Annotated in this window: 17 protein-coding genes; 1 reads left to right on the top strand and 16 read right to left on the bottom strand. The window is 66.8% G+C overall.

Annotated elements, in window-relative coordinates:
• The first annotated feature begins 100 nt into the window (after positions 1-100).
• Entirely contained in the window at positions 101-1519 is a 1419-nt protein-coding gene (locus tag VF647_22895; GenBank protein HEX8454943.1) for a S41 family peptidase, read from the top strand.
• 75 nt (positions 1520-1594) lie between these two features.
• Here the strand turns inward: VF647_22895 and VF647_22890 are convergent, their stop codons facing one another.
• From VF647_22890 to hprK, 16 genes are all read right to left on the bottom strand, one after another.
• Positions 1595-1834 (bottom strand): hypothetical protein, encoded by a 240-nt coding sequence (locus VF647_22890; protein HEX8454942.1) that lies wholly within the window; start codon positions 1832-1834, stop codon positions 1595-1597.
• A 220-nt stretch (positions 1835-2054) separates the two neighbouring features.
• Entirely contained in the window at positions 2055-2699 is a 645-nt protein-coding gene (locus VF647_22885; GenBank protein HEX8454941.1) for a pYEATS domain-containing protein, read from the bottom strand.
• Between the two features lie 123 nt (positions 2700-2822).
• Complete coding sequence (locus tag VF647_22880; GenBank protein ID HEX8454940.1) at positions 2823-3107, bottom strand: putative PEP-binding protein; 285 nt, start codon at positions 3105-3107, stop codon at positions 2823-2825.
• Positions 3108-3153: 46 nt separating this feature from the next.
• Entirely contained in the window at positions 3154-4080 is a 927-nt protein-coding gene (locus tag VF647_22875; GenBank protein ID HEX8454939.1) for a hypothetical protein, read from the bottom strand.
• A gap of 61 nt (positions 4081-4141) precedes the next feature.
• The gene (locus tag VF647_22870) at positions 4142-4531 is read right to left on the bottom strand and encodes a hypothetical protein (GenBank protein HEX8454938.1); all 390 of its coding nucleotides are present in this window, start codon (positions 4529-4531) and stop codon (positions 4142-4144) included.
• Positions 4532-4655: 124 nt separating this feature from the next.
• Positions 4656-8303: a hypothetical protein gene (locus VF647_22865; protein HEX8454937.1), complete on the bottom strand. Its 3648-nt coding sequence runs from the start codon at positions 8301-8303 to the stop codon at positions 4656-4658.
• Positions 8304-12373: 4070 nt separating this feature from the next.
• On the bottom strand, positions 12374-13399 hold the full coding sequence (locus VF647_22860; protein HEX8454936.1) for a hypothetical protein: 1026 nt from the start codon (positions 13397-13399) through the stop codon (positions 12374-12376).
• A 264-nt stretch (positions 13400-13663) separates the two neighbouring features.
• Positions 13664-14173 carry a hypothetical protein gene (locus VF647_22855; GenBank protein ID HEX8454935.1) on the bottom strand — a complete coding sequence of 170 codons (510 nt, stop codon included), beginning with the start codon at positions 14171-14173 and terminating at the stop codon, positions 13664-13666.
• 1013 nt (positions 14174-15186) lie between these two features.
• Positions 15187-15774: a class I SAM-dependent methyltransferase gene (locus VF647_22850; GenBank protein ID HEX8454934.1), complete on the bottom strand. Its 588-nt coding sequence runs from the start codon at positions 15772-15774 to the stop codon at positions 15187-15189.
• Between the two features lie 5 nt (positions 15775-15779).
• Entirely contained in the window at positions 15780-17561 is a 1782-nt protein-coding gene (gene ptsP, locus VF647_22845; GenBank protein HEX8454933.1) for a phosphoenolpyruvate--protein phosphotransferase, read from the bottom strand.
• Between the two features lie 4 nt (positions 17562-17565).
• Positions 17566-17835: an HPr family phosphocarrier protein gene (locus tag VF647_22840; GenBank protein ID HEX8454932.1), complete on the bottom strand. Its 270-nt coding sequence runs from the start codon at positions 17833-17835 to the stop codon at positions 17566-17568.
• Between the two features lie 11 nt (positions 17836-17846).
• Entirely contained in the window at positions 17847-18584 is a 738-nt protein-coding gene (locus tag VF647_22835; GenBank protein ID HEX8454931.1) for a PTS system mannose/fructose/sorbose family transporter subunit IID, read from the bottom strand.
• Positions 18581-19240 carry a PTS sugar transporter subunit IIC gene (locus VF647_22830; protein ID HEX8454930.1) on the bottom strand — a complete coding sequence of 220 codons (660 nt, stop codon included), beginning with the start codon at positions 19238-19240 and terminating at the stop codon, positions 18581-18583. Before VF647_22830 ends, VF647_22835 begins: the two co-directional genes overlap by 4 nt.
• Positions 19241-19242: 2 nt before the next feature.
• Positions 19243-19728, bottom strand: a complete 486-nt coding sequence (locus VF647_22825) for a PTS sugar transporter subunit IIB (GenBank protein HEX8454929.1) — start codon at positions 19726-19728, stop codon at positions 19243-19245.
• Entirely contained in the window at positions 19703-20122 is a 420-nt protein-coding gene (locus tag VF647_22820) for a hypothetical protein (protein ID HEX8454928.1), read from the bottom strand. The genes VF647_22825 and VF647_22820 overlap by 26 nt, the downstream gene beginning before the upstream one ends.
• On the bottom strand, positions 20115-21065 hold the full coding sequence (gene hprK / locus VF647_22815; protein HEX8454927.1) for an HPr(Ser) kinase/phosphatase: 951 nt from the start codon (positions 21063-21065) through the stop codon (positions 20115-20117). Before hprK ends, VF647_22820 begins: the two co-directional genes overlap by 8 nt.
• Positions 21066-21609 lie beyond the last annotated feature (544 nt).

The following is a 21609-nucleotide window of genomic DNA, read 5'->3' as shown; positions in this document are numbered from 1 at the left end:
TCTGCCCTGGTATGACACTCAGTTCACATCGGTACCACGACGACAACCCGCGGCCACGCCGCACCCGATGCCACCCGATCGGTTCATCTTCGGAGAATCCATGGCATACCGATCCGGCAGACCGCTGTTACGCCCGCTTTTCGCCCTCCTGATGATGTGCGCCACCGTCTCGGCGCAGCCGGCACTCGCCCAGGGTCCGTCTGCCTCCACCACCCTTGACGCGGTCGAGCGCCGGGCGGTGGTAGACCAGATCGCGCGGCTTCTCGATGAGCACTACGTATTCCCCGACGTAGGCGTGAGAAGCGGAGCGCATCTTAGAGCGAGGCTCGCAGCCGGCGCGTTCGACGCCATGGTCGATCCACAGATCTATGCCGACGCGCTGACGAGCGAGCTTCAGAGCGTCAACCACGACAAGCACATGCGCGTCCGCCTGCGGCCGCCCCGCGATGCGAGCCAGGCCGAGGCCGATCCCGGTGCCGCGGTGTCTCGGCAGCTACGGGAGATGCAGGGCCGCAACTTCGGCTTCGAGCGCGTCGAGCATCTCGAAGGCAACGTCGGCTATCTGGACCTGCGCTACTTCGCCCCGCCCGAGCTGGCGCGCGGAATGGCAACCGCGACGATGCAGCTCCTGTCCAACTCGGATGCCATCATCATCGACCTCCGGCGGAACGACGGCGGCAGCCCGGAGCTGGTGCAATTGCTCTGCAGCTACTTCTTCGACACGCGCACGCATCTGAACAGCCTCTACTGGCGAAGGGGCGACCGCACGCAGGAGTTCTGGACCCTCGACGACCTCTCCGGGAGGCGGATGCCGCGCGTTCCGCTCTTCGTCCTCACGAGCAGCGGGACGTTCTCGGGAGCGGAGGAGTTCAGCTACAACATGCAGACGCGCCACCGCGCCACGCTCATCGGCGAGACGACGGGCGGCGGCGCCAATCCGGGCGATGAGATGCCGGTGAACGACCGCTTCGCGATCTTCGTTCCCACCGGGCGCGCCATCAATCCCGTCACCGGAACGAGCTGGGAAGGTGTCGGCGTGAAGCCCGATGTGGCGGTGGATGCATCGGCGGCGCTCGACAGCGCCCTGGTGAGGGCCCGCGCCGCAGCGCGCGCGTACGCCAGCGCCGAGATCGCCCGCGAAACCACCGCCCGCGAACTCCTGGCGCGCCGGCTTGCCGAGGCGAGAACGCTGATCGGGCGCCAGCAGCTCCCGGCAGCCGAGAAGATGGCCGGCGAGGCGCTCTCGACATCCCTCGCCGAAAATGCCGTCGACGAAAGGATCATCAACCTGCTGGGCTACCGCGAGTTGCGGGCGGGAGAGAAGGTGCTCGCGATCGCGATCTTCAAAGCCAACGTCGCGGCGTTTCCAACCTCCGCCAACACGCACGACAGCCTCGGCGAGGCGTACACGGAGAACGGCGACCGTGAGCTCGCGACCCAGAGCTATCGCCGATCACTCGAGTTCGACCCCGGCAACGCAAACGCGCGCGCGATGCTGGAGAGGCTGGGGAGCCGCTAGCCGAACGCTGTCGGCCCTCCGGCGCTGGACTCGGGCCGGAGGGCCGACAGCAACGGCCAGCCGCACCGCGTAGAATCACTCTAGGTGCGGCAGATCCGAGTGTGCAAGCAGGACGCGAACGCCTCGTGAAGCGCCGGGAGTCCGTGCGATCAACCCGAGTTCCGCCAACTTCACCACCATCTGGTGCACAGTCGGTGCGCTGACTTTGAAGTAGCGCTGCATATCGACCTCAGCGGGCGGCTGGCCGTTGATCTTCGTGTAGTAGTAGATGAAGGCCAGGTACTGGCCCTGCTTCGGCGTGAACGACACTCCCATTTGACACACCACTCTTATGAAAGCCGAAATAACCGCCAAACGATGCTATGGGCAGGATGCGTCGCCACGCTCAGGACCTCGTGCAGGCGAAAGCATGAGACGGCCCCGCATCCCTGCCGCCGATCGTGAGACGCAAGTCGCCAAAAGAACCGCGTGAACTACCAAGCCTTCGCAAAATTCACACGCTTCGCTGATACGGCCGCAGACCCGGTTTAGTCTTCTACCCCTTGCCTAACATCGCGTCGGGGTTGTCCTGAAGCATGTGGAAGTCAACATACCTGTAGAGGATGATCGGCTCCCTCGTTGCGTCTTTGAAGATGAGCCGGCAACACGCCATGAACGTGCCCCACGCGTGGGTGCGGACGCCGATCACACTCCCCGTATTCGGGATCGTGAAAATCTCGTTACCCCAGGAGTCGCCAAAGTAGAACTCTGCCTTCGCGATCTCCTCGAATCGACGGCGAGGAGGCCCATCTGCGCCCTTCTGATGGCGGACGATGAAGAGGAAGATGTCGTACTCCTGACTTGCCAAGGTCGATGGCTGGTAAACGTGAACCAGCATGTAGCCGTCAATACGCTTGTACTCGTTTGATCTCTCTTGCCGCCAGTCGGCCAGTTCCGTTGGCTTGCCAATGCGTTTTGTGGTTTCCGCAGCCTTCGGGCTTACGTCGGAGAGCCTCTCTAATTCCTTTGTGATTGCGCCGAGCTTGAAGCCGCTTGGGCCGGCCTCGAGAGATGAACCACTTTTGATTCGCTCCGCGATCGCGTGAAGGATAGTCGAGCAAGTACCTCGGAAGTAGAAGACGAGGCTGAGGACAAAGATTGGCCAGACGAGTGTCTGAAGCAGCGGGATCCACTCTTCCATAGAAACCTCATTTGGTTCAATTCCCGAGTTCAGGCGCGGCCGATGGACGATCCTTGTCTCAGAACAACGCTTGGCCGCACGTCGCCTCCAACGTAGTTCGGCGGCGGAGTGACGCATCCACCGCTACTTACCGGCCGCCCAAGTAGCAGTCGAACATAAGATACAGCCGCGCTTCAGGTCTTCCTCGCTGGAGCGGTAGATCCGCCCGACCTCGTCTCGAGCAGCAACGCACATGAGGCGCTCGCCCTCCGAGTACTTGCGAAGCTGCTCTGGGTCGACTGCAAGAGTAAAGCTACGAGCTGGAATCGGCTCGCGGTCCACGGCGAGCGTGTACTGCACCAGGTCGGTGGTGCCCACCGAGAAGAAGTCCATCGCATGTGACCACACGCCGAGTCCAGCGCGCACCACCGGCTGCCTCCCACTGCTGACCGCCGAGCCGAACGAACCGCCCGCCTCAGGACGAGCCGGGCTTCTGGTGCCAGCCCGTCGCGGCACAGCGGAGGCAACCGGTCGAGTACGGCTCGCCGGGCTCGCGGGTCCACCCACGTCCGTCGCAGCGCTGGCACTTCACGATATCGGGGGGCGGATCGGGGATGAGCTCCCTCAGCTCCGGGTGGAGTTGGGCGCCGTGCACGAAGGCGCTGTACAGGGTGTGCGGGTCAGTCTCCGGCTCGCCGTCCTGTCGAAACGACTCGTGGTCGATGCAGAAGACCACCCCGTCCGGGCGGAGGGCCCAGAGATAGATGCTGTTGGAGTGCAGCGGCAGGACGTTCCACTCGCGGCAGAGCCGCTGCAGTCCCAGACCGCTGGGCGGCGGAGCGAGGGCGTCGATCAGCGACTGGATGCGGGCGCTCAGCGCGGGCGAGGGGATCCTCGCGGTCGGCGCGGGCCGCGGCTCCTCCGCCGCAACACGAGTGCGCACCGGGTCGCGAGCGATGGGGGGCGCAGGCCTCGCTGGGGGCGCGGGCGGCGCAGGCCTCGCAGGGCTCGCGGGCGACGCAGGCCTCGCGGGGGGCGCGGGCTTCGCGAGGGGTGGCGGCGTGGGAGCCACGACCGGCGGCGGCGGCGGGGGGGCCGCCGGAGGCTCCACGCGCAGCGACAACCGGATCCCCGAGTCGATAAGCACCGAGTCGCCGGCGATCACCGCGAGGAGCTCGGTTCCCGGTTCCATCCGAGCCATCATGGCTCCCTCCTTCTCCTCGGGATGCAGCACGACCGTGTCCCCCCGCTGCGACCAGCGACCCTGCGCGTCGCCTCCCGTCGCCGCCATGTAGCAGGTCCAGTACTCGCTGTACCAGAACCGCCCGTCGTCGTCCAGCTTCAGGCTGTGTTCGATGTCCCACTCGGCGTGCCCCGGCAGTTTCTCCTCGTAGATGCGCATCCCGTCCCATCGGTGAAGGGTGGCTCCTCGATCACACGGGTTCGATGGCGAACGATGTCCTCTACGGCGCCGCGTCTGCGACCCCGGGGCCCCGGAGCCACGCCGCCGCGCTCTCCGGGTCGCGGAACAGCTCCACGGGCGAATCGGGACCGGCCGCGAACCCGGGGTGGCTCCGCACCTTCTCGTACGCCTCCGCGTCCGGCGCGACGATGGCCATGCGCCAGATCCCGTACGTGATCTGGAGTTGGCGAACGAGCACCGCGATGTGCAGCCATTCCTCCGCGCTGACGGCGAACGTGCTTCCTCGCGTGTCCACCAGGCGCGGCGCCTGATTCAGCCCCTGGCCGGCGACCTCCTTCAGGTGCGCGGCCAACTCCGCGCTCCGCACCTCGCCCGAGATGCGAACGTGCAGCCATCCGGTTTCCGGATCGGCGTGGGTCGTGATGCTCATCGGAACGCGGGCCTCCGGCGCCAAGGTGGCTCCCACCGCCCGCCGGAGCCCTGCGGCACAGCGGACGCGACGATGATCATCCGCCGCCGGATGGAAAGCGAAAGAGGGGAGCAGCCCGCGCTCATCACTCGTCCGCCAGCACCTGGGCCATCGGGGCTTCGGACGCCGCGGGGTGGGGCTCGATCCACCCCACGATGCCGCCGTGGTTCACCAGCGTCCAGCCGTTCGCCGCCGTCTCCAGCACTTCGACGTCTCGGAGGGCGGGCGCGATGCTGACGACGGGGGCGGCCGCGTCGGCGGCGGCGCGGATGGGGAGGCGGCCGGACACCCCGCGAAGAGCGTGCGTGTCCACGGACGCTCCGGCGGTCAGGCGTCCGCGCGGCATGGGCGCGGCGTCTTCGCGCGTCCAGCGGCAGACGGCGAGCACGTGGCCGTCCATCGGCACGTCCACCTCGGCCGTCTTCACGTTCGTGCGGTCGATCAGCGCACCGCCCAGGTCCCACGCCTCGAAGCGGGCGCCGCCCACCCGGGCTGGCACCGAGAGCCGCACGGTGGCGCCGGCCGGGTACACGCGCACCGTCTGGCCCAGCCCGGCGCCGCGGTCGTCCAGGTCCGCCGGCGCGCAGGAGACGATGGCGCCCGGCACCGCGCCGGCGTGACGCACCGTCAGCATGCGCTGGTGGCCGGGAGCGGGGGTGCCGTCGCAATTGAAGCGGAAGTAGAGCCCGGTCAACCGCGGGCGCCGCGACGCCGGCAGCTCCGGCGAGATCGAGACGCGCACCTCCAGGTCGGACCACACCGGCGGGAGCGCCACCTTCTGGCGAACCGCGCCGGCGTCTTTCCCCAGCACCAGGTCGAGCATGTCCTTCGAGGCCTGGCTGGGATCGGCGGGCACGATCTCGCCCGAGGCCATCCGCGTCCAGCTCCACTCGCTGGGCAGGTCGCTGTAGACGGCGTACAGGCGCTCGCCGCGGCGCAGCGTGCCGGCAGACGCGGGCGCCACCGTCACCTTGAGGTTGTGCGTGTCGGAGAGCTGCGGGCCGTGGGGGTCGATCTCCAGCGTCTTCAGCTCCACCTTGCTGAGTCGCGCCATGTGGATGTCGTTGAACAACAGCCCGCACGCCGGCGGGTCCAGCGTCACGCGGCCGCCCGAGTTCAGCGCGGCCAGCAGCTCGGGCGTCTGCGCCGTGCTCAGGCCGTACTGCAGGGTGTCGGTGCTCTCGCGGAACTCCAGCAGCTCCAGCAGCCCGGCACGCACGGTGTCCAGGTTCTTTTCGAACGCCGGCCGCAGGGCCTTCACCGCCGCCGCCAACGAGCCCGCGTCGTACCCCGCGGCGGGCTGCACCAGCGTGGCGATCTTGGCGGTGACGGCGGCCAGGTTCCAGTCGACGTCGATCGGCTCCAGCACCGTGGTCTCGTACGAGCGGACCATCAGGTACAGGTAGCGGAGAAGGGTGAGGCGCGAACGCTGCGCCATCTCGCGTACGAAGCCGGTGGCCGCGGGGTCGAGCCGGCCCACCGCGCGGGCGCGCTCCTGCTGCATCCCGAACACCGCCGCCGCGTTCGACGACACGCGCGCGTACCCCTCGGCCAGCGCCTGCAGACCGGCGGCGATGTCGCCGAAGATGGCGGCCTTGCGCCCGTTCACGTCGCGGATCTTGCGCGTCAGCGCCTGCCACTCGGGGCTCTGCGCCTCCAGCCGCTGCAGCTCTGCCTCCACCTCTTCGGCGGGCACCTGCAGCTCCTTCATCGCCTTCCCCGCCTGCGAGATGCTGGGGCCGAGCCCCTTCCCGACCTGGGCCCAGCGCTTCGCCGCCTCCTTCGCCTCGGGTGTGGTCCTGGCCTCCGCCTCCTCGCCGTCGTCCTTCTCCTTCTTCGCCTTCTTCTTCGCCTCCTCGGCCTTCCTGGCGGCGGCGTTCGCCTTCTCGATCACTCCGCCGATCTTCGACACGGTGTCGGGGAGCCTGGTGCCGTCGTCGTCGCCCACCAGCTCGGCGGCGGCGGAGGCAAGGCTGCCCAGGGTGCCCAGCACCGGCTGCCCCACCGGCACCAGCTGGCAGATCGCCGCGGCCATGCGGATCCCGAAGCGGATGCGGGCCTTTGCTTCCAGGTCGTTCTGCGCCCGCGCCTCGAGCGTCGAGCGGAGGCGCCCGAGCTCGCTGGAGAGCCCGTTCAGCTCCTTCTGAGCGCCGTCGGCCCGCCGCAGCCCGTCGGCCACGCGCGCCTCGGCCGCCACGATGCGGTCGGCCGCCGCGCGCGACTCGGCGTTCAGCGTCGTGATGGCGTCGCCCAGCGCGGCGGCGGCCTCCTTCGCGTCGTGCTCCTGCGCGGCGATCCAGTGGGCCAGCATCAGGGTGCGCAGGGCGCGGCCGGTTTCTTCGTCGTAGAGCCTGAACGCGCTCTGCAGCGACAGCCTCGGGGTGAAGCCGGCGCCGTTGCCGAAGTAGTCGAGGTTGGCGTGCAGCCGCTGCAGCATCGACGCCACCTCGCCCTGCGCGCCGCTCCACTGCGCCTCGGTGCCGTCGCCCCACGCGCCGGTGCCGGCGGGCGGGTCGTGCGCCAGCGCGGCGTCGTAGGCGGACAGGAAGGCGAGCAGCTCGTCGCGGGCGTTGGCCAGAAAGAGCTCGCGCGCGTACTCCAGCGCCGGCTGCAGAGCAAGTGGGTGGAGCCACGCGTTGGGCGCGGCGAGCACGGTGGGCTGGGGCGTGGCGCCGGCCACGGCGTGCGAGGGCGGGGCCGGCGCGTCTTTCCCCGCCGTCGAGGTGTGCTCGGCCGTCTTTTCCAGGTCGTACCCGGCGTTGTCCGTGCCGGTGACGTCGTGCCGCAGCTTGAGCGCGTACTTCGCCGCGGGCGACGGGCTGCCCGCGCTCCCGCCGCGGTAGTCGCGCTCGCGGGCGCCGGGCTGGCCGCCACCGTTGCGGAACAGGCGCGCGGCCTCGGCCAGGTTGGTGGTCAGCGCGCCCCCGTTGCCGCCGCCGCCCGGCGCGCCCGGCGCCACGGCGTCGGTCCCGTTCCCCGGGAACGCATCCTGTCCCCGCTTGCCGCCTTTCAGCTTCGCGCCCCAGTACCAGCCGAAGTCGATGTAGACGGCCGGGGGCGAGAACGAGACGTCGGCCTTGCTGGTGACGGTTCCCCAGAGCTCCTTGTCCTGCAGCGTGAAGTGCTCGCGGGTGCTGGACCACGGGCTGGCGCCGTCGCTCCCATCGAGCCCCGCGCCCGCGTCCTGCCCGGCCCCGCCCTCGGCCACCAGCCGCGGCCCGGGTGGGGCGGGCCCGGCCATCTCGCCGGCGAACAGGCGGATGCTCCCCGCGTGGCGCCCGGCCGCTCCGCTGGCGCCGGGGGTGCTTCCGCTCGCGCCCTGCGCCTTCTTGACCGACCAGCGCAGCGGCGAAGTGTCGATGGCCGCGTCGTCCGTCGCCCAGATCACGCGCCGCGCGAAGACCGACACCGCCGCCTCGGGGAGCGAGAAGGCGCCGCGCACCTCGAGGGTGTCGCAGCAGACCAGGAGCTCGCGCGTGGCCACGCGCGGGCGAAGCGGGTCCAGAAGCTGATTGCGGTCCACGTGCAGCGCCTCCCACAGGCCGTTCGGCTGTCCGGGCGCCAGCACGATGTGCACGCCCGTTACGGTGTGGCTCTCCGACTCGTCGGCGTGCTTCGTGGTGAACCGCTGGATGTAGAGCGTGCTCGCCGCCTCGGGCTTCCGTGGGTGCGACTGGAGATACTTCCGCTGCGGGCTGACGCCGGAGAGGTCGGGGAGGTCTGGGGTGCTCACGGGTGGCTCCTGATGGATGGGCCTTGGGTGGGTGGAGTGGAAGATGGGGCGGAGGAACGACGGGAAGATCCGGCAGTGGGGTGCGCGAGGCCGATTCACCACGCGGCTGTCGCCGGTCGGCGGGCATGACTTCCGGCGCTCCCGCTCGTCCTGTCGTGCGCGTCCAGTATGTGGGCGTGGAGGTACGGCAGGCAACAACGGCGGGGTAAAGCGGTAGGATCATCGCCCATCGGCACGTTCGATGACCTGGTGCGGCGATGGATTACCCGGTTCAGCTTCAGAGCGCCGTCACCCGGACCTGCGTTCAGTCGAGGCGGAGGATCCACCCTTCGGCGCCTCTCCGCCCCCCGGGGCGGGAACGCGATCCTCACCGACAATCGAGAAGCCGTAGCGCTCCAGCACGCGGAGCGACCCGCCGTTCGACTTGGCGAGGTGGCACGGAGCGGTCGCAGAGGGATGTCACGCAGAAAGGTGGTGAGCGCGGCGGTCGCCACCCTCCGGCCCCAGAAATCCCGCCCGATGGCCAGCGCGCAAGACTTCCGTTCGACCGAAAGAATGCCCGGCCCCGCATCTGCTGCAGCCGATTGTTAGGCCGCACCCGCAAGGCTGTCCGTTGAGTTACTGCCTTGTATAGGAGCTCGGCCACTGATGATTCCGAATGTTTCTGACCAAGCTCCAGCACGCTCCTTGGCGCTCCAGCATGTCGACTGCCCCCAAGGGTCCTCGAACAACTCCTAGTCCGTTCGGCAACGTAAGCACAAGTGGGCCCCCGTCGCTGTACGAAATCGTTGCAGCATAAGTATGCAGGTATCTATTCCCAATGGGCTGGAAACTCACTGCCGTGACGCCTACCACTCGATCAGCGGCATCACATCCAGTCACCGGGCTCGAGCTGGCAAACACCTGTGGACCACCACACTGTTGATCAATGGTGACGTATTCCAGATTGGACCAAGCAACTGTGACGAGCCGCCCATTACAGCCTTCACGAATAGTTACGACAGAATTCGTGATTGCCGTAATGGTGCCGTAGATCTTCTTGTCTCGCTGAACGATGCTGTCTGCATGAGCGATCCGGGGTTGAGCGATGACCAACACCGCGAGCAACCCACTAATCCGGCGGAGATGTGCGAAGCTCATGAACGTCTCCTTGAGGAAGGTGAACAACGATTGGAACGGACGCGGACGCACTCTGGGTGATAGGCCTAAAAACTACGACTTCTCCAGATGATGAGATTAAGTGGCGAAAGCGCCGGTATGTAGGGTCGCACGCGTGTGATTCCAAAAGACTGACGCACTCGATTGTTGCGAGACGAGACTTTCCTTCCGTCATGTCAATGCGGGCCTGTTGAAATCCTGCAATTCGGCTAAGGGGATATGCACAGCAAACCAAGAGAAAAAGAACGATGTATGCGCTAATCAGCGCACCTGATCTTCCCGTTCTTTCAATCAACAGATCAAGCAGTAGTATCCAGACAACGGCAATGATGTATAAGCCAAGTAGATACCATGCCTCAATGAGAGTAGCCAAGCCACGATAGAGGATGTGTGATGCCGGAAAGGCAAGCAACTGATACTTGACCCCGAACCGGGTGTAATACGCCTCCGTCGAAACGGTCCCGACGAAGAATACTAGTAGGCCGAGCAGCACAAGCTGATTCCGGAGAATCTCCGGATCGAATGTTTGCTCGTCAGATGGCTCTCCCGGAGTCTGGGAGGCGCGTCCCATAGTGCGGCTAGAGTTTCGTCGTTGCCGAGCCATATTCAGACATTGCCAGGATACAATTGCCTGCACGATTGATTAGCGGCTTACGAACCCAGGGAGTAGGGCTGCGGGGTTGGCAACAAGCCTTCCGTCGGTAAACCTTTGCTTCCCTACAGTCGATTGTTAGTCCACAATTGAGCCGGAGTCAAGCGGCTCGACACCACAGGTCTACGACTCCGGGCTGACGGAGTCTACATGTTCATCGAGTAGACGAAGAGCCGCTAGTGGGAGGTGCCGCAACCCCATCGATGAGATGGTGTGCCTCACGGTGTACCGGTAGGGGCACGCAAGGTGGTGCGGCGGCTCGCCGCCTGAGACGGACCAGGATGAAAACACACGGTAGCCGCGGGAGAGATCACCTGCGGCTGCCGCGATGCTCGTCCAGCGGCCTAACACCTGAGTTAAGCCGCGCCGCGAAGCAGCGTCGGCTTGGACGAATGTTAGGCGCCTGCTACGCCGGTCGCGCCGCGCCGGAACCTGCCCAGCGGCCTAACATCGAGTCCAGCCGCGTGGGGCTGTCCTGAACCCTCAGATTGCACCTTCATCAACGCCCCACGTCGGCTGCAACGCTTGATTCGGCGGCGGGGCCAGTCAGGACTGCGTGCCAGATCAGCCCCGTCGTCTGTCGAGTCGTCCACGAAAACGGGCGAACAGCTGCGTCTCCGCCTCCTTGGCATCGTCCTCACTGGCCTCTCTGCCTCTCTGCGACAGTAGGAGGTGAGCGGGCCATTCTCCCGAATCTCATAACGGAGACCAAGAATCACAGGCTCGTCGTTCTGTCTGGTGGTTGACTCGCCGTTGAGACCCTTCGCAGTGGAACCCTCCCGTTGCCAGAGCGTCTGCGTGAGAGATCGACCGACCCGAACGGACTCGCCATTGCGATCCACGATTACGTACACCTAAATGGGGGGGATAGAAGGCAGGCCTGCTCCCCCGTCGTGACGTAGCGCCCGTCTGAGAGACTCATGCGCAGCCCAGGTTGGAATCCGAGCTCCGCAAGCTGCCCGACTATGCTCGGCACGTTGAACCCCCGCTGAAGTCTCCCGAGGCCAGCCGCCGAACGCCCAAATTCAGCTGCAAAGCGGCCCATTTTGAGCCCGTGGATCACAGAGAAAACAGGCTGCTTGTCAGCTGCGACGCCTCGTTAAGTTGCAACTGGCCGCCAACGTGCTGCCTATTGCATGGTCCAGCGCTACGGCTCGTAATCTACGGCATTCTGGAGCACTTCTTCTTCCAAGCGCTTCAGCCTGGGCCGAAGCGGACCCCGGTTCGCCCAATGTCTGTCATCATATAGTGTCACGATCGCTCCTGTATCAGCATCAGTCCCAACGTCAGCGGCAGCGAGCGCATCTTCTACAGCCTGGTTCACGCTAACGTTGTTCTCGTCCCACATCACGACGTCACATTCCTTGTTGAACTCAGGGAATGCACCGAATGCACGTCGGGTGATGTTCGAGCTGCCGATGACTGCTACAACCGGATCAGGGCCTTGTCTCGCAACGAACACCTTGGCATGCCATCTCATGCCGCGGACGCGTTTCGGCGTAACCGTCACGCACGGGCATGGGTTCACAGCCCGTAGGTCCGCGATGAATTGTGCAAACTGAGGTGCCCAACTGTACGAGTAAATCCCGAGCGGAGTAAGGGTGATGGGTGAGCAGCCCCGGTAAGCCTGCAAGTCAAAATCCGCGCCTGCCCGGAAGGTGTGATCCGCTTGGAAGAACCCGCTGCAAAGAAGCGCGCTATCCACGGCGGGTAGACGGAGCGTGTTGAGAATGGCTGCGCGGAACTTGTTCCCTGCAGCCTTCCTGAGGAAGATCGCTATGCGCCTCATGTAGGTATGATCTGTAAGTAGTCTGGATTGTCGACCTAACGATCAAGCTCAGGCGCGTGCGGCTTGATGATTCTTGCCTCAGAAACAATGCCGAGCCGCACGTCCCTGCAACGGCTCGTTCGGCCGGCGCGGATCTCTAGCCACGGTACTCAGCCAAACCGCCGGATCCGAGTCTCCCGGGCGGCCACACCCACCGCGTCACGCTCGGCTTTCTTGATGATTCGCTAGCTGGATACGAAGCGATCTGAACCAGTAGGAGGCCGAGCTCGCCGGTCCGGGCTTTCGCTACCAATACGGGAAGCGCGGAGCGTAGTGCGTGCTTCATCGAGGGTGAGCCCGACCTCAGCCATGCGGTTCGTGTCGGGTGAGCGGCCGAACGGAGAGGGTCCAGGGGTGCATAGCGCCAATGCCACTTAGCGCGCATTCCCTGGAACCCGAGGTTAGGCCGTGATCCCGGCCTCGCCCTTGGGCTCACTTTACCTGAAGTCCTCGGATGTACGACTTGATTCCGTGTGGTTCCTTCACTTGCCAACTGGTTTCCTCGTAGAGAAGCACATCATCCCGTGTGATTCGGTAGTGCTTTCCTACATGGCGGTACCGAAAACTTGCGGACGGGTTTCCTAATCTCGGAACGGGATCGTCATCTCGTACCACGCTGAGAATGAGGTCCCCGTACGCCTCCTTATATGCCTGGTAAGGATCGAACTTCTCCCTCGGGAACTGACGCAACGGTTCAGTGGAGAGAGCATATGGCGCGGCGAAAAGGATGATATTCGACACGCGGAAACGAGATGTTTTGGCTTGCAGATTCGGTATCGCAGGGACAGTGGAGCCCACCTCGTTCTCGAAGCGTACGCCTTCAACAATTGGAGCTGCAAGGATCGCTAGTGCGGCACCGAGGCTGTGCCCCACGAGACGGACGGAGATCGGGCCTGTCTCCGGGAACCCCCACTCCTTTAAGAGATCGGGAAGTATCCGTGAGTAGAAACCGTCTGCGATAAGGTTGAGTTGACCCCGCCTGAACCCCCCATGTCCCGGAGGAACGTAGAAGGTCCCGTTGCCAGGCACGTCTACGTAACGAGTAATCTTCACGTTCTGGAGCCAATCGAACCACGTTTCTGTACCTACAAACACCAGCGTGACTCGTGATTGGTTTGCTTCGCCGAGGACGAAGACCCTCGGGTAATGTTCCCGCAACAGGTCCCGGGAGGCGAAGTAGGCGGCGTCGTATCCGAGGGTCCTAAACGCACCGAGTGCGGAGTCAACATCAAGATATGCAAGATCCGCTAGCTGTGCCCCGTGCAGCAGTACTCCGCGCTCTGCTGAGGAGGGTACAAAGCTAGTGTACGGGGCACTATTCGAGCTGTCGGGGGAGGTGAGCTTGACGGACCTTGGCTCTGCAACCGGAGCTCCGCGTATCAGGGCCGGGGTGCACCCGGTCACGACAGCTGTTATAGAAAGGAGGAGGACGGCGGCAGCATTAAGAAGTGAGTTCATGAGGGATCCAAGGATGGGGAATGGCGGTATCGGCTAAATAACATATCGCGCCTCGTTGTAGGCCAGCTACCCAACCCACAAGCGAACTAACGATGGATGTCTAGACTGGTAGAGCCGACGTGCACGACCGAACGACCAAGTTCACGCGCGTGCGGCCTCGCTACACACCCGGACGCGGCGACAAGCGATCCAGTCACCGGGCGTGAACTCACCGCACATCTCCTGCAGCGTGCTGGTGAGGCGGGATGTCCCCAAGTGAGCCAATCACGGGCGCATACTGGTGTCGATAGTCTGTCGTACTCGCGCGCGCTCGGCGTCCTCAACCACGCCACCACTCAGAGTTCCGGGAAATTGTAATACCCAAATTCGTCCTCCTCCGGTTTCAATTGGCGTGGATTCAGAAAGCGCGTTCGACTTTGCAATGTCAGCGAATCCTTCTGCGGACTGAGGACGAACGTAGGCTCCGTTGAGGTGGGGCCACATTCTAACCCAGCGGCTCGGCTGTGCGGAAATGAGGGCGCGAAGCTGAGATGCGCTCGGGCTGTTCTCCGGTACCAGTCCGACCTCTTGCACCTGTCCGCCCGAAAGCACATACAGCCTTACTCCGCGACTGGTGTTCCGCCGGTCAAAAACGACCCCAGCAACGCTATCCCAGTGCACGAGGCGGTAAGCTGAAGTACCACCTGTCTGAGAATATTCAATCCAACGCTGTTGTGAATAGGAGTGTTCGACGTGACCAATGAAAAGCAGGAAGCAGATCATGAGGACGCGCATACACCTACCTCCGCAGGAAGGAGAGGAAACAGCTGGATAATAGAAAAGGTAGATGGCAGGCGCGCAAGCGACAAGACATTTGTTATGGCTTTGCGGGAGTGCCCCAGCCCGAGAGTGCGAGTGGGCACATAGCCGTGAGCGGTGCCCAACACCGAGTTCAACGGCGCCGAGCTGCGCCGCTACCTAGCATCACAGGGTCGCTCTCGCTCGGCGCCGGTTGCAGCACTTGGTTTGGCGTGCGTGGGAGTATCGGTGTAAGCTGCTGCTCAATCCGCTGCATTGTGGCCCAAGCGTCTTGGCGCATTGCTACCGCGCCGTTGTGAAAGAGTTCAGCGGTCGTTTGCGCCTGATCGAGGACCCGCCGTATGTTCACCGAGTGAACTACGCCTGCAATTCTCTGCTCCTCCGCATTGCTTAGTTCATGCTGCAGCCTATGAACTTCGTTGGTCGTTTTCCGTAGAGCATCTACGTTCGTCCCGAAATTGGTTAGCTGCCGCTCAAGATCCATGAACTCAGCGATGATCTGTGGTGAGATTTGCCCCGCTTCGACGATAAGAGAGCGCGTCCACTCATGAAGCTGAGGGGCCGCCTTCGCCACATTTCCAACTGATATCTCAGAGTACTGGTCACTCGGCTCCCCTAAGAGGAGCTGGATACGTCGGAGATCTGCGGCTAATGCAGCAGCAATGCCCCGCAGTCGGTCGGAACGCTGGCGTCTCTCCTGTGCTCTCGCAGCCGCATAGCCGGCAACAGCTCCGAGAATGGTCGAGACTATCGGGGACAACCAATCGGCAATATTTCCCCAGTTCATGCAAGCGAGAAGTGGAAGTCGCGAGTGAGAAACCTGCGGAGTCGCCGAACTACTCTCTATGTAGACGGAACTCCGGTGTGCGCGCAAGCTTTTGTGCGTTTGTTTGCGTCCGCGCCGCACGTTAATTCGATTTGCCGCGGAGTTTCCTGCCGATCGCGGAATTCCAGATACGTTTATCTGTGCCTCTGTGTGAGCCCCGATGTTACGATGGCTTCGTCCACACGAGCGAGTAGCGCCAGAGGAGGTGGCGGCAGAGGCGGGCGCCGGGGAGGATGCGGGCGGCGATGCGGCGCATGCCCGCGTACGTCTCGGGCGGAGGCCAGAGAGTGGGGGACGGGTGCTCCCAGTAGCGGCGGGTGAGGCGGTGGAAAGCCGAGCCAGCCTTGCTCGCCAGGAGCCAGGGGAGGTCAGCGGGGAGGGCGGGGCGCGGGAGGCCGATGATGGCAAGCGTGCCGCCGGGGCGGAGCAGGTCGCGCATGCGGGAGAGCGCGGCGCCGGCGTCCATGTGGTGCAGCGTGGCGACGGAGGCGATGAAGTCGAACGAGGCGGGCTGGAAGGGGAACGTCAGGAAATCGCCGAGGAGGTACTCGATGTCAGGGCCGGCCCCTCGCGCGAGGGCGATGCTGGCCGAGTCGGTGTCGATGGCGGTGACGTGGGGGACGAAGGCGCGCAGCTGGCGGGCGAGGGTGCCCTCGCCGCAGCCAACGTCGAGGGCGCGGCGGGCGGCGGGCGGGATCGCGTCGAGGATCAGCCGGTGGTAGTGGATGTTGTGGTTCCACGGCTCGGCCACGACGCTCAGGCGGGAGGAGACAGGCTCCAGGGGCCAGCGAACTTGGTGAGGTCGATCGCCTTGCGCAGCTCGGCGGTCAGCGCCTCCACCACCTCCTCCGGTGTGGAGGCGGCCAGGGCGAGGGCCACGGCGCGCGCGGCGTCCTCCTGCTTGACGGAGCGGATCACCTTCTTGATCTCGGCGAGGGCGGCGGGGCCCACGCTCAGCGAGGTCACGCCCATCCCGATCAGCATGAAGGCGCCGAGAGGGGTGGCCGCCAGCTCGCCGCAGACGCTGACGTGGATCTTGGCGGCGCGGCCGGCGCGCGCCACCTGGTCCAGCAGTCGCACGACGCCGGGATGGAACGGGTTGTAGCGACGCGCCAGGCGGCTGTTTCCGCGGTCCACGGCGAGCGTGTACTGCACCAGGTCGTTGGTGCCCACCGAGAAGAAGTCCACGTGCCGCGCCAGCTCCGGCGCGGAGACGGCGGCGGCCGGCGTCTCGATCATGGCGCCCAGCTGGAACGATCGGGGCGCGTCGTGGCCCTCGGCCATCAGCTCCGCGGCGCACTCGTCCAGGAGGGCGCGGGTGGCGGTGATCTCCTCGATGTCGTTGATCAGCGGGAGCATGATGCGCACGTCGCCGTACGGCAGGGTGCGCAGCAGGGCGCGAAGCTGCGTCTTGAAGATCGCCGGCTCGTCCAGGCACACGCGGATGGCGCGCCACCCCAGGAAGGGATTCTCCTCCGGCGCCATGTGCAGGAAGGCCGGGAACTTGTCGCCGCCCAGGTCGAAGGTGCGGATCACCACCGGCAGCCCGGGGAAGGCCTCCACCACCTGGCGGTAGGCGCGATACTGCTCGTCCTCGCCCGGCGCGGTCCCCCGCCCCACCACCAGGAACTCCGTGCGGTAGAGGCCCACGCCCTCGGCGCCGTGGGTGCGCGCGCTGTCCGCCTCGCCGGGAAGGTCGATGTTGGAGAGGAGCACCACCCGCGCCCCGTCGCGCGTCTCGGCCGGGAGGTGGGCCAGGAGGACGAGCTCCTGCTCCCACTCGCGCACCTGGAAGTCGCGGTCGCGGTACGCGCGCTTGTCCTCCTCCGTGGGCGAGACGATGACGCGCCCCGTGCGGCCGTCCAGGATGATCTCGTCGCCGTCCTTGACCTGCTCGCTCAGGTCGCCCAGCGCCACGACGCAGGGGATGTCGAGCGAGCGCGCCAGGATCGACGAGTGCGAGGTGCGCGTGCCGCGGTCGGTGGCGAGGCCCACGACGTGGCGCCGGTCGAGCTGCACGGTGAGCGACGGGGTCAGCTCGCGGGCGATGAGGATGACGTGGCCCTGCTCGCGCGCGCCCAGCTCCGGGTCGGGGAGGTTCATCAGCCGGCGCTGGACGCGCGTCTGCACGTCGGCCAGGTCGTTGAGCCGGTCCAGCACCATGGGGTGCGAGGTGTGCGACATGGCGCTCTCCCACTCCAGCACCCGCCACTCGAAGGCGCGCTCCGCCGTCAGGTGGCTCTCGCGGATGTACGAGATCGTCCCCTGCACCAGGTCCGCGTCCTCCAGCATCAGCACCTGCGGCTCGAAGATCTGGGCCTCGACGGGCCCCATCGACTCCGCCGTGCGCGCCTGCAGCTCGCGGATGCGCTCACGCGCGAACTCGCACGCCTCCTGGAAGCGCTCCACCTCGCGCTCCACCTGGTCGGGCGCGACGGTGGCGCCGTGCTGCACGCGCGGCACCTCCCAGCGCAGCACGCGCGCGCGGGCGATGACGATGCCGGGGGCGGACGGGATCCCGTCGCGGACGAGCGTCACGGCGTCAGTCCTCTCCAAACCGGTCGTGGACGAGCCCCGCGAGCGCGGCGACGGCCGCCTCGGCGTCGTCGCCGCGGGCGCGGATGTGCACCACCGAGCCGCACTCGGCGGCCAGCATCATCACCCCCATGATGCTCTTGCCGCTGACCTCCACGTCGTCCTTGCGGATCCAGACTTCCGCGCCGAAGCGGTTGGCCAGCTTCACGAACTCCGCCGCCGGTCGGGCGTGGAGGCCGTACCTGTTGACGATGGTGACTTCCTGTGCGTGTTCCATCCGGTCAGCCGTCAGGGTGTGCGCGCGAGGAGGATCCCCGCGAGGGTCACTGCCAGGAGCGCCGCCGCGATGGCGGTGCGCACGTGCTTGCGAAGCAGGAGGCCGGCCGCCACCGCCGCCGCGCCCAGCGCCATCTCGCCGGGGCCGATGGCCGCGTCGCCCGCCAGCACCACCGCCGCGAAGCCGGCCAGCGCGGCTCCCGCGTCCGCCCCGCGCTCGCCCAGGCGCTGCAGGGGCGACTCGCGGAGCGCCTTCGCCACCATCAGCCCGTCGCGCAGGCCGACGCGCAGGCCCCACGCGCGCAGCCAGAGGTGGAGAGCGTTGTGGGCGATCAGGAAGGCCAGCGCGCCCATCCACCACGCCGCCCCCGCCGCCACCAGCGCGATGCCGAGCAGGGCGCAGGCGGGGCGCCACGCAGCCCACACCAGCCGGTCGCCCATGGTACCCAGCGAGCCGCGCATGGCGCTCTTGAAGCGCGTCTGGGTCTCCACCGGCACCCCGTCCGCCTCCAGGCGCGCGATGGCGCCGGCCGCGATGGTGGCGAGGTACGGGTGGCTGTTGAAGAGCTCCGCGTGGCGGCCCGTGGCGGCGGCGAGCGCCCGCGGGTCGGCGCCGTGTACGTCGCGCAGTGCGGGTGCCAGCACGAACGCCATTCCCGTGCCGATCAGCGTCTGGTAGTTCCACGACCCCTGCACCGCGAACGAGCGCAGGAGCATCCGCCGCCGCGTCCCCGCCCGGATCGCGCTCATCGCGCCACCAGGAAGACCGCGCCCGCGCCCGCGCCCGCCGCGAACCACGCCAGCCGCTGCGTCCCAAAGAGCCGAATGGACGATGCCACCGCCGCCGCCGCCGCGATCCCCCCCGCCAGCCGTCCCCAATCTCGCGGGAAGCCCGCCAGCGGCAGCACTCCCGCGAGGTAGGTCAACAGCACCAGGCCCACCGCCGTCACCGCGACGCCGCGCGCGAAGTCCACCGCGATGGCCGCCATCTGCCGCCGCGCCACAGCCGAGGGTTCCAGCGGCGTTCCGTCCGGGACCGCGACGCGCACGTTGAGCTCGCGCAGCCGGCTGACCGTCCACGAGCCCGCCCACTCCCACGCAAGCGCGAAGAGGATCACGGCCAGCAGGAGCCCTTCGCCGCCGCCGCCGGCCACGTACACGGCCGCCGCCGCCACCGCCGCGGGCGCTGACTCCGGGTAGCGCGCCGCGCCCACGGGAAGGACGGCGACGTGCAGCGCCTCCAGCACCATCCCCAGCATCGCCCCGGCGGCCGCATCGCCCGCGATCCATCCCGCCAGCACGCACGCCACGATCGGACGCGAGACCATGAACTGTCCCACGGAGGTGCCATCCAGCGCGAGCACGCCGCCCAGCAGCGCCAGCACCAAGCCCTCCGCGAGTCCCATCGTCACCCCTGCGCGTTCAGGTCTTTCAACTGCACCCGCTGTCCGCCCGGCAGGTCGCGCGCGGACACCGCCACGCCGCCCGCCTCCATCTCGCGCAGGCTCGCCACCTCGTCGGCCGTCAGGTGCAGATACGGGAGGACGCGCGTGCGCCCCTCCGCGTGGTGGATGCCGCCGAGGTTGACCTCCTCGCCGCGCAGCAGGCCGCCGTCCGCCAGACGGCGCGCGGTGGCCACGTCGCGCACCAGGACGATGGTGCGCTTGGGGCCGCCGCGCCACAGCTCGAACGCCTCCAGCGCCTGCGACGACGAGACGAACTGCGCCTCCATCTCCGGCGGCATCCCCAGGCAGTACAGCTCCTGCTCCCAGGCCGAGTCTGCGATGGCGTCGTCCACCACGACGATGCGGTCGGCGTGGAGGGGGCCGCCCCACCCCACCACCACCTGGCCGTGGATCAGCCGCTCGTCAACGCGAAACAGCACGATCGGCATGCGCCGCGCCTTCCCGGTGGGCGCCCGACACGCCCGTACGTCCCTTTTCCACCAGCCGCTCCACCAGCTCGCCCACGGGCATGGTGCGGTGGAAGACGAAGTCCAGCAGGATGGGGAGGTTCACCCCCGTGACGATCCCGGTGTCCGGCCGCTCCATGGCGATGCGGCGCGCCGCGAAGGCGCACGACCCGCTCCCCAGGTCGGTGAAGACGACCGCCGGTCCGTCGCCGAGCGCCTCGCGCAGGCTCGTCGCGAGCGACTCCGGCCCGCAGCCGTCGTTGCTCACGGGCACGAGCGCGTCCTCGTCGGCGCCCGCGATCTGGCGGACGCACGCCACCATCCCCGCCGCCAGCGACGCGTGGCCCACCACCACGCCGCGCACGGGCTCATTCATAGTCTTCCTCCAGGTACTCCGGCAAGCCGGCCATGTGGCGCTGCAGCCGCCGGTTGAAGAGCTCGGCGGTGTTGATCCCCGAATATTTCAGCAGGTGGTTCATCGCCACCACCTCGCACACCACGGTGATGTTCTTGCCCGGCACCAGCGGGATCTTGATGAGCGGCACGTCCACGCCCAGGATGTCCTGCACGCTCATGTCCAGCCCGGTGCGGTCGTACGCCGCGTTCTGGTCCCACACTTCGAGCTGCACCACGACTTCGACCCTCTTCTGCAGGCGGATGGCGCGCACTCCGAAGAGCCTGCGGATGTCGATGATGCCGACGCCGCGGATCTCCATGTGGTGCCGCTGCAGCTCGTGCCCGCGCCCTATGAGCACCTCGTGCCCGCGCCGCGACACCATCACCAGGTCGTCCGCCACCAGCCGGTGCCCGCGTTCCACCAGGTCCAGCACCGCCTCGCTCTTGCCGATCCCGCTGGCTCCCATGAAGAGGAGCCCCACCCCGTACACGTCCGCCAGCGAGCCGTGCAGCGTGGTGGTGGGGGCGAAGCGCTCTTCCAGGAACGGCTTGATGCGCGTGTAGAAGTCCGACGTCTTGAGCGCCGTGCGGATCACCGGCGTCCCCACGCGGTTGGCGATCTCCAGCAGCGGCTCGGGCGGCTCCTGCGACTTGGTGATGAAGACGACGGGGATGTCGAACGCCAGGAACGCCTCGATGGCCGCCCTCCTGCGCTCCTCGTCCAGCGACTCCAGGAACGAGATCTCGGTCTCCCCCAGCACCTGGATGCGCTCGGAGGGAAACCGCTCGGAGTAGCCGGTGAGCACGAGCCCCGGGCTGCTGATCTCCGGAGTGTGGAGCGGGCGCATGAGCCCGCGCTCGTCGGTCAGCAGCTCCAGCGCGAGCGATTCCCGTTTGCTGCTCAGCAGGTCGTCTATGGTCAAAGACGCGCTCCGCGGCGGTGTGTTCGACGTTTGCGACAGGATACAGCGCGGCGGCCCCGGGCACCATGGGCGGGCCGGGCGCGGTGGGGGCATCCGCAGGAATCGGGCGAGAGTGATGGGGAATGGGCGCGGCGCGGGCCACGGCGCGCGGGCGGGCACGGGCAGCCACATGGGGCGGCCCCTACAGGGATCGGTGCACGAGGGCGGGGTTCAAGGTCGAGCAGGCGGTGGGCAGACACGCAGGTCTGCCCCTACCGGTTCGGGTTCGAGGGGGTGGTGCTCCAGCGGGCGACGGAGCAGCCCGTGACACGGGCGCGATGAATCGCGCCCCTACCGGATCTGCGTGCGCGCCAACGATATACGCCCCCTCGCCCGATAACGTGAGGGCGCAGCCCTCTCCTGTTATCGGGAGAGGGGGGTCGGGGGGGTGAGGGCGGCGGCGAGGGCGCCGATGTCGCCGTGCGGGTAGTGGAGGCCCGTGCGCCCACGCGGCGCGCGAGGTGGCCCGGTCGTCATTCAGGAACTCTACGGAACAGGCGAGATC

Origin of the sequence: Longimicrobium sp., assembly GCA_036387335.1 — a bacterium.
Taxonomy (GTDB): domain Bacteria; phylum Gemmatimonadota; class Gemmatimonadetes; order Longimicrobiales; family Longimicrobiaceae; genus Longimicrobium.
Note: the sequence above shows the minus strand (reverse complement) of the source record. Positions and strands in the feature narration are given on the sequence as shown.

Coding starts and splice junctions, on each gene's coding strand:
- VF647_22895 (HEX8454943.1), top strand. CDS start 101: ATGGCATACCGATCCGGCAGACCGCTGTTACGCCCGCTTTTCGCCCTC.
- VF647_22875 (HEX8454939.1), bottom strand. CDS start 4,080: ATGCGCATCTACGAGGAGAAACTGCCGGGGCACGCCGAGTGGGACATC.
- VF647_22820 (HEX8454928.1), bottom strand. CDS start 20,122: ATGAATGAGCCCGTGCGCGGCGTGGTGGTGGGCCACGCGTCGCTGGCG.
- VF647_22835 (HEX8454931.1), bottom strand. CDS start 18,584: ATGAGCGCGATCCGGGCGGGGACGCGGCGGCGGATGCTCCTGCGCTCG.
- VF647_22855 (HEX8454935.1), bottom strand. CDS start 14,173: ATGCGCGTCCTCATGATCTGCTTCCTGCTTTTCATTGGTCACGTCGAA.
- VF647_22890 (HEX8454942.1), bottom strand. CDS start 1,834: ATGGGAGTGTCGTTCACGCCGAAGCAGGGCCAGTACCTGGCCTTCATC.
- VF647_22840 (HEX8454932.1), bottom strand. CDS start 17,835: ATGGAACACGCACAGGAAGTCACCATCGTCAACAGGTACGGCCTCCAC.
- VF647_22830 (HEX8454930.1), bottom strand. CDS start 19,240: ATGGGACTCGCGGAGGGCTTGGTGCTGGCGCTGCTGGGCGGCGTGCTC.
- VF647_22825 (HEX8454929.1), bottom strand. CDS start 19,728: ATGCCGATCGTGCTGTTTCGCGTTGACGAGCGGCTGATCCACGGCCAG.
- VF647_22885 (HEX8454941.1), bottom strand. CDS start 2,699: ATGGAAGAGTGGATCCCGCTGCTTCAGACACTCGTCTGGCCAATCTTT.
- VF647_22860 (HEX8454936.1), bottom strand. CDS start 13,399: ATGAACTCACTTCTTAATGCTGCCGCCGTCCTCCTCCTTTCTATAACA.
- VF647_22870 (HEX8454938.1), bottom strand. CDS start 4,531: ATGAGCATCACGACCCACGCCGATCCGGAAACCGGATGGCTGCACGTT.